The organism is Gilliamella sp. B3127 (genome assembly GCF_026536935.1).
Taxonomy (GTDB): Bacteria; Pseudomonadota; Gammaproteobacteria; order Enterobacterales; family Orbaceae; genus Gilliamella; species Gilliamella apicola_E.
Genome location: NZ_JAFNNI010000002.1, coordinates 236,613 through 250,099, shown reverse-complemented (window position 1 = coordinate 250,099; position 13,487 = coordinate 236,613). Strand labels below are relative to the sequence as shown.

Here is a 13,487-nt window from a genome sequence, read left to right as displayed (position 1 = left end):
TCGCTTCAATTTATAAAGGTTTTTCATTGAGGCATTATGGCAATATCCGCATTTACTCCTGCTAGCCAAGTACTTGAACGTCATCAATCCTTTTTTGATGATAAAAATATTCTTATTGCAGGTGATATCCAAGATAATTACCCAGCTGTTATATCAGCTAATTTGGTTAAGATTCACTGCTCGCAGTATCACACATTTTTAAATTTTAAACACTCGAAACGAGCTGAAAGCACCAATTTTTCGCTCTATCCTGACGAGTCTTTTTATAACAATGTTAACACACTCATATATTATTGGCCTAAAACTAAGAGTGAAGCACAATTTCAGTTATCATTTTTATTAAATAATATGCCTAAAGAGAGTGATATTTTTATTATTGGTGAAAATCGGACTGGTGTAAAAAGTGTTGAAGGATTATTGGCTGATTTTGGCTCTATACAAAAAATAGATAGTGCAAGGCGATGTGGTCTGTATCATTTTCGTGCTGATAGCCGTTTAGCTTTTGAATTAAAAGAGTGGTGGCTTAGTTATCATTTAACCATTGAAAACCAAGATATCGAAATTAAAAGCTTACCAGGTGTATTTAGCCAAAAAGGATTAGATGCGGGTAGTGAGCTTCTGTTAAATGCATTGATGGAACAGAGTGATATTATTAAAGGTAATATCCTAGATGTTGGCTGTGGCTCAGGCATATTATCAACAGTTTTAGGTAAGTTATATCAAGATATAAGTTTAACATTAACCGATGTCAGCAGTATGGCGTTAGAATCTAGCAAAGCTACGTTAGCTTGTAATAATCTTTCTGCAAATGTTATTGCTAGTGATGTATTTTCAGATATCAACGATAAATTTCACTTAATCATCTCTAATCCACCTTTTCATGATGGTAAAGAGACAAGTTATACTGCAGTAAACAAACTGATTAAAGAGGCTAAAAAACACTTAAAATTAAATGGTTATCTTTGTATTGTGGCAAATTCATTTTTGCCTTATCAATCGATTTTGGATGAAACCTTTAAAAGTGTTGAAATTATTGCCCAAACAACAAAATTTAAAGTCTATTTAGCCAGTCATTAATAAGTAATGATAATCAAATATTCATGCGTGAGTAGAGTGAACTAGATCACGCGTGAAAATTGATGTTGTCGAACCAATCGTCTCATATAAATATCAAAACACATACAAATATTTCGAATAAGCAAATGCCCTTTAGGTTGGACAACGATGCTATCTTTACCAACTAGGACTAAACCATCTTGTTCCAATGGTGCTAATAGTTTTAAATCTTCAGTAAAATAGTCATCAAATTTAATCGCATAAAGTTGTTCAATTTGTTTTTTATCAAGGTAAAAATGGCAAATAAGTTGCTTAATGATATCTCTTCTTATTTTGTCATCTTGATTTAAGGTAAATCCTTTCCATAAACCATTACCTTGTTGTTTAACTAAAGTTTGATAATTTTTTAGATTTTTATGGTTCTGTGCATAACTATCACCCAACATACTAATAGCTGACACACCAAGACCCAATAAATCTGAATCGCCTTTAGTTGTGTATCCTTGAAAGTTACGATGCAATTTTTTTTCTTGTTGAGCAATAGCCAACTCATCGGTTGGTTTGGCAAAATGATCCATACCGATAAATTGATAACCGGCTTGAGTTAATTTTTCTATACTAGTGTGTAAGATCTTTAATTTTTGATGAGCGTTAGGTAAATCATAATCTTTGATTTTACGTTGCGCAGCAAAACGACTAGGTAAATGGGCATAATTAAAAACGCTTAATCTATCAGGTGAAATATCAATAACTTTATTCAAAGTTTCGGTAAAACTTTCAACGGTCTGTTTAGGTAATCCATATATTAAATCGAGGCTAATTGATCGAAAATTATTTTTTCGTGCTTGAGCAATCAATGAGCGGATTAAATTTTCATCTTGTTCTCGGTTAATTAGATTCTGAATTTCATGATTGAAATCTTGAATTCCCATACTTAACCGATTAAAGCCTAGTTCAGAAAGATGATCGATTGTTTGTGTACTGATTTCTCTGGGGTCTATTTCAATTGATAATTCAGCATCTTGAGTAAAGTTAAAGTGTTGCCTGATTGATGTGATTAATCGTGTCATTTCATCATCAGTCAAAAAAGTAGGAGTGCCTCCGCCCCAATGCATTTGGCTTACAATACGATTTTTGAATAATTCTGACCGTTTAGCAATTTCAATATCTAGTATATCGAGATACTGGGTAACTTTATGGGTTTGCCGGGTAATAAGTTTATTACAACCGCAAAAGTAACAAAGTTTATGGCAAAACGGAATGTGCACATATAGTGATAATGAACGTTCAGGATAACGTGTGGCAGCTGAAAGAAAGTTTTGTTCAGTGAACTGCTCATTAAATTCAAGCGCAGTTGGATATGAAGTATATCTTGGGCCGGAATAGTTATACTTTTCTATTAACGCTTGGTCCCATAGCTGAGATTGAATCATATTGTGTTTATTTAATCCTGCTTTTGACATTGTTGTTTCCATCACATTTTGCTTTACTACGCTTTTTAATTTGCGCTTTAATTTTAATACGATTGATTTTTTTCAAATACAATAATGTGCAGATAAGTAATCCCAAATATAAACCGAGCATAATAAATATTGGCATGGTTAATGACTCTTTATTGACATTATTTGGAAAATGAAATTATAAATTTCTAGTTCATATTAAATAAATCTAACTTAATTACGTTTAAGTAAGCTGACAATATCTTCTTTAGGCTCTTCTAACTCGTCATCAAAATCATTATCTTCATAACCTAATTGTTTCATCAGTTGATCAATGCGATCTAGTTTATTATCAAGATAAGATTGTTGTTCATTAGTCAATGTTTTGCCTTGCTCAACTAAATCAAGTAAATAGTCAAGTTTAGTATCATTTTCAAGCTGGTCTAATTCTTGTTCTGGTGTTAATTTGACCTTTTTAGGTTGATTAACTTTTATAATTGGATCATCCGTTTGCACTAATGAAATTGGTTTTTTACTACCAATTCGCGGATCTTTAATGATATTTGACGTTTTTTTATTGTTTTGTTTGCCGTTAAAACGAGAACCACTAGGTAAACCTTTATGTTTACGTTTGCGCTTAAGTTCTCGAGACTCTTCATTAATCTCTTGACGGGTTTTTTTCGATTTATTTTTTAACATACAATCTCAATTTAATATCTGGTTATAAATTTACTTAAACATATTTTACCAGCAAGTCATTAATATAGCTATGAGCAGAAGTTAATGCGAATTTATGATTGTAAAAAAATAGATTTAGTATAATCTGAGCCAAATAATTTTTAAATATTGAGCAAATAAAACATGAAAAATCATTTGAGCCCTTATATGCAATTTACCCGACAAGAGTGGGCTGGCTTGCGTAATGCGGTACCGATGACTTTAACTGCTGAAGAATTAACCTCGTTACAAGGAATTAATGAAGATTTGTCTATGGATGAAGTAAGTGAAATTTACTTGCCTTTATCTCGATTACTCAATTATTATATAAGCAATAGTTTTAGCCGTCAGGCAGTCTTATCAAAGTTTCTAGGTAAAAGTCAGAAAATACCTTATGTTATCGGTATTGCTGGTAGTGTTGCTGTTGGTAAAAGCACCACAGCTCGTGTCTTACAAGCATTATTAACTCGTTGGCCGGAACATCGCAAAGTTGCGTTAGTAACGACCGATGGCTTTTTATATCCCAATCGTTATCTTGAAGAACGTGGTATCATGAATAAGAAAGGATTTCCTCAATCTTATGATATCAGAAAGTTAATTAATTTTGTTGCTGATGTAAAGTCAGGTCAGTCAGAAGTTAAAGCACCCGTTTATTCTCATTTGGTTTACGATATTGTTGAAGACGAACAGATTACTATCGACAGTCCAGATATTTTAATTCTTGAAGGATTAAATGTTTTACAAGGCACCATAAATTATACACAGGCTAACAATCGGGTGTTTGTTTCCGATTATGTAGACTTTTCAATATATGTCGATGCACAATTACCCTTATTACACGATTGGTATGTGAATCGATTTTTAAAATTTAGAGCTGGGGCATTTAGTGATCCTAACTCTTACTTTAACCACTATTCTAAGCTTCCCGAGGAAGAGGCTGTGAATATTGCTAACCGCCTTTGGCGAGAAATTAATGAATTGAATTTGATCGAAAATATCCTGCCAACACGGGAACGAGCAAGTTTGATTTTAACCAAAGGTAAAGATCATAAAGTAGATTGTGTTCAATTAAGAAAATAAACTTAGGGGAATCAATATGAAATCAGCAATTAGGTTATTAAGTAAGTTAAGCATTATCACTTTAGTTACTGCATTTTCTGTAAACAGTTATGCAACAAATAATGATGAATACGAAGGGTTAAATTGTGACGGAAAAAAACAAGCAATCCAAACTAAAATAGATCAAGCTAAGAATGCCAATAATGCTAATGAAGTTGCAGGTCTTGAAAAAGCACTTCAAGAAGTTAATACCAATTGTAAAGATGAAACATTAGAAGAAAAATATAAAAGATTAGTGGTTGAAAAAACTAAAGATGTTACTGATAAAACTAAAGAATTAGCAGAAAAGACTAAAGAATATGCAAAAGACAAACTCAATGCAAATCAAGATAAAATTGATGCATTAAAAGCTAAATTAAATGATGCTGAAAAAGAGTTATCTGATGCTAAAGATAAACTTGCTGATTATTACAAACAAATGACTAGCAAATAGAGTAAAGTTAAACGCAAAAAAGTGCCTTCCTCAACTTTTTTGTTAGATAAGCACCATTAATCGAGCGTTAATGGTGCTTTTTTATTGATAAAAGATAATGTGCTTAAACTAGACTTTTCTGCCTAAAAAGAGTAAGGTGTGCGCCTTATTACGTGGTTCGTGAACCTCCCACGCTAAAAAACTAAGGAAAATTTAATGAGCAACATTACACTACTTGGCGACCAATCTGTTCGCTATCCAACTGACTATTGTCCTAATATTTTAGAAACCTTTGATAATAAACACCCCGGTAATGATTATTTCGTTAAATTTAATTGCCCGGAATTTACCAGCCTTTGTCCTATCACTGGTCAACCTGATTTTGCCACGATTTATATTTCGTATGTCCCCAATATAAAGATGGTGGAAAGTAAATCGCTCAAACTCTATTTATTTAGCTTTCGTAATCATGGTGATTATCATGAAGATTGCATTAATATCATTATGAAAGATCTGATTAAATTAATGGATCCTAAATATATTGAGGTCTGGGGGAAATTTACACCACGTGGTGGTATCTCTATCGACCCTTATGCTAATTACGGTAAACCTGGTACTAACTGGGAACAAATTGCGCTTAATCGTTTAGCTAATCACGATCTTTATCCTGAAAAAGTCGATAATCGTTAATTTTTTTCGTACACAAATTAAATCGGAACCGTTAAAAATGCAAAATCGTAAAGCTCTAGTGATATTTTCTGGTGGGCAAGATTCTACTACCTGTTTACTGCAAGCCATTGCTGATTATGGGCGTGAAAACGTTGAAACAATCAGCTTTCAATATGGTCAACGCCATGCCATTGAGCTTGAAAAAGCCAAATGGATTGCTGACGATCTTGGTGTAAAGCAAACCCTCATTGATACTTCAGTGATCAAACAAACGACCAATAATGCCTTGATTGATGACTCACAAGAAATCAAAGCCGCTCAAGAAGGGAATTATCCGAATACCTTTGTTGACGGGCGTAATATGCTATTTTTATTGTTAGCGGGGTGTTATGCAAAACAACATGCTATTCAAGATATCATTATTGGCGTATGTGAAACCGATTTTAGTGGTTATCCGGATTGTCGAGATATCTTTATTAAATCCATGAATGTTTCGATGAATTTAGCCTTGGATTACACGTTTAACATCATCACCCCATTAATGTATCTAACTAAAGCGCAAACATGGGAAATGGCTGATAAACTCGGTTATCTTGATTATATCCGGCAACACACTCACACTTGTTATTATGGGGTTGACGGCGGATGTGGTCATTGCCCTAGTTGCGAGTTACGTGAAAAAGGGTTAAATGAGTATCTAACCCATAGCACTAGATAGCATTATTTAAAGGGGAAATGCATGTCTGACAATCATCAACGATTAGTCTCATTGGATGTATTGCGAGGAATGACCATTGCAGGAATGATTTTAGTGAATAATCCCGGGTCGCCAAATGCTATTTATCCTTTACTTAGGCATGCTAAATGGAACGGGCTGACTTTTGCCGATCTCATCTTTCCATTATTTATGTTTATTATGGGAGTGTCGACTTATATTTCCTTAAATAAATTAGAATTTAAGCTTAATAAGATTCTGCTAATTAAAATTTTGAAAAGAACGCTGATCATTTTTGCTATTGGATTATTGATTGCTTGGTTTTCGGGTTTTCTTGCTTTGTATAAGCATTTTAATTGGCTGCCGTTTCATGAGCGGATGGTTGAATCTTTGTCTTGCATAGATCAAATCCGAATTATGGGCATTTTACAACGTTTAGCGATCTGTTATTTGTTTTCTTCTCTTATTATTTTATGTTTTGATAGAAAATATTTGCCTGTTCTGATCGTTCAAATACTACTGTTTTATTTTTTCATCTTATATTTGGGCGACGGGTTTGAGCAAAAAAATAACAACATTATTGCTAAAGTCGATAGAATGATTTTGGGTCAAGAGCGTATGTATCTGGATAATGGTATGTATTTTGAACCGGAAGGGGTATTAAGTACTTTTCCGGCCATTGCTCAAGTCCTTATCGGCTTTTGTATAGCCAAACAAATATTTGCGACTAATGTCAATGTCGACAAAATAAAAATCTTGATTAAATACGGAATAATTTTTTCAATAATAGGGTTTATTTTGAGTTTTATTTGCCCAATTAATAAAAAAATCTGGTCACCGTCATTTGTATTGGTGACTTGTGCTATAGGTTGTGTCTTATTTGCCTTATTAATTTGGTTGATTGATATCAAAAAATACAAAAACGCCGTTCATTGTTTTATCCCCTTTGGCATGAATTCGTTATTCATTTTTGTTATCGCCGGTATTATTTCGATTATAACGCGTAGAATGACGCTGGTTTTTCATTCTGATTCACTCAGTTTGCGACAATTTCTGTATTCAAAAGTTTTAGCGCAATATTTTGGAAACTATCCCAGCTCTTTTATCTATGCCTTATTCATTGTCGTGATTTGTTGGTTGATTGCTTTTATTTTATATAAAAAGCATTTTTTTATAACAATTTAAAAATATTAGATATCGATGTAATTAAATTCGGCTTATCCGACATTTTTAACCTTAATTACATCATTTTTACGTTAAAGATTATGGGTTCTCTCACCCCATTTAAAAAAGGAAACGAATATGTATTTGAATATTCACTCTGAAACACTTCAGAACAAATTTAATTCAGCTCAGCAGCGCAAGGCGCTTTGCTGGCTCTCTTTTTTTCATATTTTAGTTATTGCTTCGAGCAATTATCTGGTACAAATCCCATTTGATATATTCGGTTTTCATACCACATGGGGAGCATTTACCTTTCCATTTATCTTTTTAACCACCGATTTAACCATTCGGGTATTTGGTGCTAGTCTTGCCAGAAAAATTATCTTTGTCGTTATGATACCGGCATTACTGTTCTCTTATTCCATTTCGGTTGTGTTTTTTGAAGGACATTGGCTGGGATTTTCAGCTTTATCTGATTTTAACAGTTTTGTTTTCCGTATTGCTTTAGCCAGTTTTGCCGCTTATTTAGTTGGGCAATTGATGGATATCACTGTGTTTAATTATTTACGTAAGAATAAAGCATGGTGGGTTGCGCCTTCGGCGTCAGCGGTGTTAGGTAATGGTATTGATACTATTGTCTTTTTTGCCATTGCCTTTTATCAAAGTAGTGACGAATTTATGGCCAATCATTGGATCGAGATTGCCGCAATTGACTATAGTTTTAAAATTTTGATTTGTGGATTATTCTTCTTACCGCTTTATGGCATTATTTTGAATTTTATTTTAAAAAAACTGCTTGTAAAGCCACTGTAACTAACTGATCAATCACTTAATTATTCAGAATAATCGTTAATATTTAGAGCTTATCAGCGTTATGATAAGTTCTAAATGCCAAAACCCCTCTCAAAAACCCCGTTCCTCAACTTTTTTTACCAATTTAAAAAATTTAATTATCTCAAAATAAATTAAAAATCTTAATAAAGATTCTTTGCTAAAGTTTTTGTGAAAGTGCATAATATGAACAAAAAAATAAGTAGTATTTTTATCAGGAATAGAAAGGATTAGGTGAAACAATGAGATTGATAAAACACTTAGCTGTGTTGGGTTTGTTTTTGACGTTATGCGCTTGTGATAATCAAAAAGATAAATCGACAGATTCAGTAAGTAATAATAAAACCGAGTTAACTACAAATAATACCAGTAATACCAGTAATACAACGCATGATTCGAGTACAAATTCGCAATCTCATAACCCATTTAATCCAACGCCTGAATTAATCGAAAAATATAAAGGTAAAAATCTAAAAGTTCTCGATAGTTCAGAATTAATCATTGATGGTTCAAGCACATTAGTCGTGACATTTTCCGTTCCTCTCAATCCGAAATTGAATTTTTCAAATTTATTAAGATTGGTTGACAAAGAGAGTGGTGTGGTTGATGGCGCGTGGGAGTTGTCTGATAATGGCCTTGAATTAAAACTTCGCTACCTTCAGCCAAATCGTAAATTGGTTTTAACTATTGATAAGATGTTATCAGCGATTAATGATAGCCATTTGTCATCTGTTTATGAAGCTCAAATAACCACCCAAGATCGCCAACCTATGGTTGGTTTTGCTAGTACTGGATTTTTATTACCAAGTAAATCCATGAGTGGATTGCCGATTAATACGCTCAATGTTGATAAAGTTGATATAAACTTTTTCAAAATTAAGCCAGAAAAATTACCTATTTTACTTGATAATTATGGTTTTATTGATATGTTGTCAATTTGGCGTTCGCAAAGTATGAGTGAATATACTGATTTAGTTTATTCTTCAAGATTTGATCTTAATCCTAGACCGAATGCTCAAGAAACCATTATCGTTAACCTTTCTACAGTTTCTGAACTTAATCAAGAAGGTGTTTATATTGCGGTAATGAATGAAGCGGGTACTTATAATGAATCAAATCCTGCAACAATATTTTCAATAAGTAATATCGGGGTTTCATATCATCGTTATGATAATGGTAAATTAGCGGTAACGACTCATGCGTTAGATAACGGTAAGCCACTAGCTAATATTAATTTAACATTATTATGCGAATCTAATAATAAGCAGTGTAAGAATATTAAGGCAACGACAGATAAAGATGGCTATGTTGAAATCGATGGCAACAACAAGGCATATAGCGTATTGACTGCAACCGATGGCGAGCAAACTTCATTTTTGATGGTTAATCGTGCTGCGCTTAATTTAACTGATTTCAATTTATCGGGCAAACCTTTCTACCAAAAACAATTATTTGTTTTTGGCCCTCGAGACCTTTATCGACCGAACGAAACCGTCTATTTTAATGCACTATTACGTGATGCAGATGGACAGCCATTACCTGATCAACCAATCGTCGCTGAAGTGTTTTCTTCTAATGGTCGAGTTGTCAAAACTTATCAACTAAAAAGCAGTGTGAATACCAATGGTTTATATCAACAACAATTTGTTATCCCCGCTGATGCAGCAACAGGTAATTGGTTAATTCGTTTCAATTTAGGTGATGATAACTATCGTCAGTGGAATTTTAAAGTTGAAGAATTTTTGCCAGAACGTATGGCGATGGAAATACACAGTTCATCTGATGGTCCAATTTTAAAGAGTGAAGATGTTTCTTTTGATATAAAAGGTTGGTATTTATATGGTGCGCCAGCATCTGGTAATCGCTTAGATGCTAATCTTTATTTAAAGAAAGTTGATACCATTGCAGGATTAGATGACTTCAAAATTGGATCAGCTACTGAAGAAAATCCATATCGCGAACTTGATTCTTTAGAGTTAAAGTTAGATAGCGATGGTTTAACTGAAATTAATATTGAGAATAATTATTGGTCAGGAAGCTCATCACCTCTAAAAGTCGTTTTACAAGCTAGTTTGCTAGATTCTGGTGGTAGACCAGTTACGCGTTATGCAACACAAACTATTTGGCCTGCACCTAAATTGCCGGCAATCCGAGCATTATTTGAAAACTCAGAATATTATGATTGGAATAGCGATAATTATTTTGAGCGTCCAACTGTAGACATAAATAGTAATGCTGAATTCGAAATCGCTTATGTTGATTTGGATGGGGAAAAATTAGGTACAAAATCATTAAAAGCTAGACTAGTTCGTGAGCGTAATGATTACTATTGGGTTTGGTCTGAGGAAGATGGTTGGCGTCAAAGTTCCAACTCGAAGGAATTTGTGGTTTCTGAAGATCAGTTATCTATTGAGGCAGGCAGTACCACAAAAATAACCTATCAACCTACTGATTATGGTGCTTACCGAATTGAAGTGGTAGATACAAACAGTAAAGTCGTATCAAGTCTCAGATTCTGGGTTGGTTATGATTGGGAAGATAATACTCATGGTACTAAATCAGTACGTCCAGACCAAGTTAAGTTAAGTATTGATAAACCATCTTATAATCCTGGCGATGTCGCTAAAGTTAATGTTCAAGCACCGGTAGCGGGTTCTGGTTATATTTCTCTCGAAACCAATGATGGGACGATTTGGAAAAAAGCAATTACGGTGGGTGAAGAAGGTTTAGATGTCGAAATTCCTATTGAAAAATGGGGGCGACATGATGTCTATATTAGTGCTATGATTATTCGCCCTTCGACTGATGCTTCCGTGCAAACAGTTAAACGAGCAATTGGTTTACTTTATTTACCAATTGATACGTCTAATCGTCAATTAAATGTGACAATTGATACACCGGTACAAGTAGAACCTGAAACTGTTGTGCCAATTAAAATTAAAATGGATAAGCCATCTGTCCAAAAAGATAAAAAAGTGACTGTATTGGTTTCAGCTGTTGATTCAGGTGTTTTAAATATCACTGATTATGTCACACCAGATCCTTATGCTTGGTTTTTAGGACGTAAACGTTTTAATGTAGATATTAACGATGTCTATGGCAGCTTAATTGAAGCTACTGGTCGTAATGTAAATATGAGCTTTGGTGGTGATGCGATGGGTGCTGGCGGTAAAAAACCGTCAAATGAAGTTCTAATTGTTGCACAACAACTCAAAACCATTCAATTAGATGACAATGGCGAAGGTGTTATTAATTTACCTTTACCTAATTTTAATGGTGAGCTACGTATAATGGCTCAAGCATGGGATGATAATCGTTTTGGTAAAGCTGATAAAAAAATGAAAGTTTCAGCTCCGGTTATAGCTGAATTATCAACTCCTCGATTCTTATCTGGTGGTGATCGCGCTGTATTAGCGTTAGATCTTCATAATTTGACAGATAAAACACAAAATATGAAAGTTGAAGTATCGACTAATGGTTTGATTCATCAAAATGAAGCCAAAACGATATCAGTCAAACTTGATAGTAAACAAAAAGATATCATTCAAATCCCTGTTATTGCAGATTATGGTTATGGTACTGGTTCGGTAACAATAGCGGTCAAAGGTATTTTACTTGAAGATAATTCTGACACTAAAATTGAAAGATCATGGTCAATTGGCGTAAGGCCTGCATATGCCGGAACAACGAGATCTTATGTGTTAGCACTAGATGCCAATGATAATTGGGAATTACCAAACGATGCATTAACAGGATTAATTGATAACACTGTTGAAGGGCAATTGGTCATTTCTAATCAGCCGCCGTTAAATATTGCTCAATATATCAAAGATTTATTTGCATATCCTTACGGTTGCTTGGAACAAACAACGAGTGGTTTATTCCCATCATTATATGCCAATAGTAAACAACTCGCAGAACTAGGTATTAAAACTGATTCAGATGAGATGCGTCGTAAAAAAGTGCAATTAGGTATTTCACGTATCTTATCAATGCAACGAAATAATGGTAGCTTTGGGCTATGGAATAGTCATAGTGAAGAAGAGCATTGGTTGACAGTTTATGCAACAGATTTCTTGTTGCAAGCTAAAGAACGAGGTTATCAAGTTAGTGATAAAGCGCTTGATTCAGCAATGACACGCCTAGGTCAATATATCTATGATACGTCTGCATATAATAATCTTGATTATTATGGAGATTCACGTAGTTTTGAGTTTTCTAAGTTGTCAATTAAAGCCTATGCATTAATGGTTTTAACTAAACAAAATAAAGTTACCTCAGCAATGCGTAACGAGATAAATTATTTATCAGACAAGATAAGTAATGATAAGTCATTTATCTATTCGCCATTACCTATAGCTCAACTAGCGGTTGCTGCTAAATTAAATGGTAATCAAAATGTTTATGAAAAATTATTACCTTTAGTTTTTAGCACTTCGTATCAATACAATAATCACTGGTTTGGTAATTACGGTAGTGAAATACGTGATGAAGCATTAATTCTATCTTTATTAATAGAAAACAAAATAGCTCAGAATAAACAAGGTACTTATCTGTATAATTTATCAGATTTATTAAACAGTAAACGATATTTCTCAACACAAGAATTAAATTCATTGTTTATTGCTGGTTGGTCATTAGAACAGCATAAAAGTGGTAATAAATTTAAGGTATCAGTGAATGGAAAAGTTAATGAAGTTGATTCAGTATTTTCACATTCATATGATTTTGATAAATTAACCCAAGGGTTATCGATTGATAATTCAGAATCAGATGAGCCACTATATGTTAAGTTCTCTGTAACAGGTTATTCTAAAACACCTCCAGCGCCAACCTCAGCTGATGGTTTCTTTAACATCAGTCGTACGTATTATGATTTGCAGGGTAATAAAATATCACCAGCAGATTTAGATGTAGGTTCTATGATGGTTGTGGTTTTAGATGTAATAGCTAAAGAACAAGTTCATGATGCGTTGGTTGTTGATTTCTTACCAGCTGGTCTAGAGCTTGAAAATCAAAACCTTTCTAATAGTAGTGTGAATTTATCATCAATTCCTAGTATAGCTAAATTAATGGGAGATGATGATGCTAGTAATATTAAATATCAAGAATATAGAGATGATAGATATGTTGCCGCTGTTAATATTAATAATTATGTGGGGCGCAATAATAAATATCGAAAACGTTTAGTGTATTTAGTTAGAGCAGTAACTACTGGCGATTACATGATTCCTTATCCTTATGTAGAATCTATGTATCGTCCAGACCGTTTTGCTATAGGACAATCACCTGATTTCATGACTATTTCAAATCCTAAGCAGGAAGAAAATTAATTAGATATTAATATACGTTACTAATTATTCCG

General features: G+C 33.6%; 10 protein-coding genes and 1 riboswitch. Of the genes, 8 read left to right on the top strand and 2 right to left on the bottom strand.

Annotated elements, in window-relative coordinates:
* Positions 1-42: 42 nt before the first annotated feature.
* Entirely contained in the window at positions 43-1,077 is a 1,035-nt protein-coding gene (rsmC, locus tag J3U00_RS04250; protein WP_416379886.1) for a 16S rRNA (guanine(1207)-N(2))-methyltransferase RsmC, read from the top strand.
* A 41-nt stretch (positions 1,078-1,118) separates the two neighbouring features.
* Here rsmC and hemN read toward each other — a convergent pair whose 3' ends face one another.
* Positions 1,119-2,486 (bottom strand): oxygen-independent coproporphyrinogen III oxidase, encoded by a 1,368-nt coding sequence (hemN, locus tag J3U00_RS04245; RefSeq protein ID WP_416379885.1) that lies wholly within the window; start codon positions 2,484-2,486, stop codon positions 1,119-1,121.
* Between the two features lie 243 nt (positions 2,487-2,729).
* The gene (yihI, locus tag J3U00_RS04240; RefSeq protein ID WP_267331673.1) at positions 2,730-3,194 is read right to left on the bottom strand and encodes a Der GTPase-activating protein YihI; all 465 of its coding nucleotides are present in this window, start codon (positions 3,192-3,194) and stop codon (positions 2,730-2,732) included.
* A 162-nt stretch (positions 3,195-3,356) separates the two neighbouring features.
* On the opposite strand from yihI, the gene coaA reads away from it, so the two are divergent.
* From coaA to J3U00_RS04205, 7 genes are all read left to right on the top strand, one after another.
* A complete protein-coding gene (gene coaA, locus J3U00_RS04235) occupies positions 3,357-4,292 on the top strand; it encodes a type I pantothenate kinase (protein ID WP_267330625.1) in 936 nt (311 codons plus the stop codon).
* 16 nt (positions 4,293-4,308) lie between these two features.
* Positions 4,309-4,764, top strand: coding sequence for a DUF1090 family protein (locus tag J3U00_RS04230; RefSeq protein ID WP_267331672.1), 456 nt, complete (start codon positions 4,309-4,311; stop codon positions 4,762-4,764).
* Between the two features lie 146 nt (positions 4,765-4,910).
* Positions 4,911-4,955, top strand: a riboswitch (PreQ1 riboswitch).
* 4 nt (positions 4,956-4,959) lie between these two features.
* Positions 4,960-5,433 carry a preQ(1) synthase gene (gene queF, locus J3U00_RS04225; RefSeq protein ID WP_065563118.1) on the top strand — a complete coding sequence of 158 codons (474 nt, stop codon included), beginning with the start codon at positions 4,960-4,962 and terminating at the stop codon, positions 5,431-5,433.
* A 16-nt stretch (positions 5,434-5,449) separates the two neighbouring features.
* Complete coding sequence (gene queC / locus J3U00_RS04220; protein ID WP_267331848.1) at positions 5,450-6,130, top strand: 7-cyano-7-deazaguanine synthase QueC; 681 nt, start codon at positions 5,450-5,452, stop codon at positions 6,128-6,130.
* A gap of 21 nt (positions 6,131-6,151) precedes the next feature.
* Entirely contained in the window at positions 6,152-7,312 is a 1,161-nt protein-coding gene (locus tag J3U00_RS04215) for an acyltransferase family protein (RefSeq protein ID WP_267331671.1), read from the top strand.
* A 117-nt stretch (positions 7,313-7,429) separates the two neighbouring features.
* Entirely contained in the window at positions 7,430-8,104 is a 675-nt protein-coding gene (locus tag J3U00_RS04210) for a 7-cyano-7-deazaguanine/7-aminomethyl-7-deazaguanine transporter (RefSeq protein WP_267331670.1), read from the top strand.
* A 260-nt stretch (positions 8,105-8,364) separates the two neighbouring features.
* Positions 8,365-13,455, top strand: coding sequence for an alpha-2-macroglobulin family protein (locus J3U00_RS04205; RefSeq protein WP_267331669.1), 5,091 nt, complete (start codon positions 8,365-8,367; stop codon positions 13,453-13,455).
* Positions 13,456-13,487 lie beyond the last annotated feature (32 nt).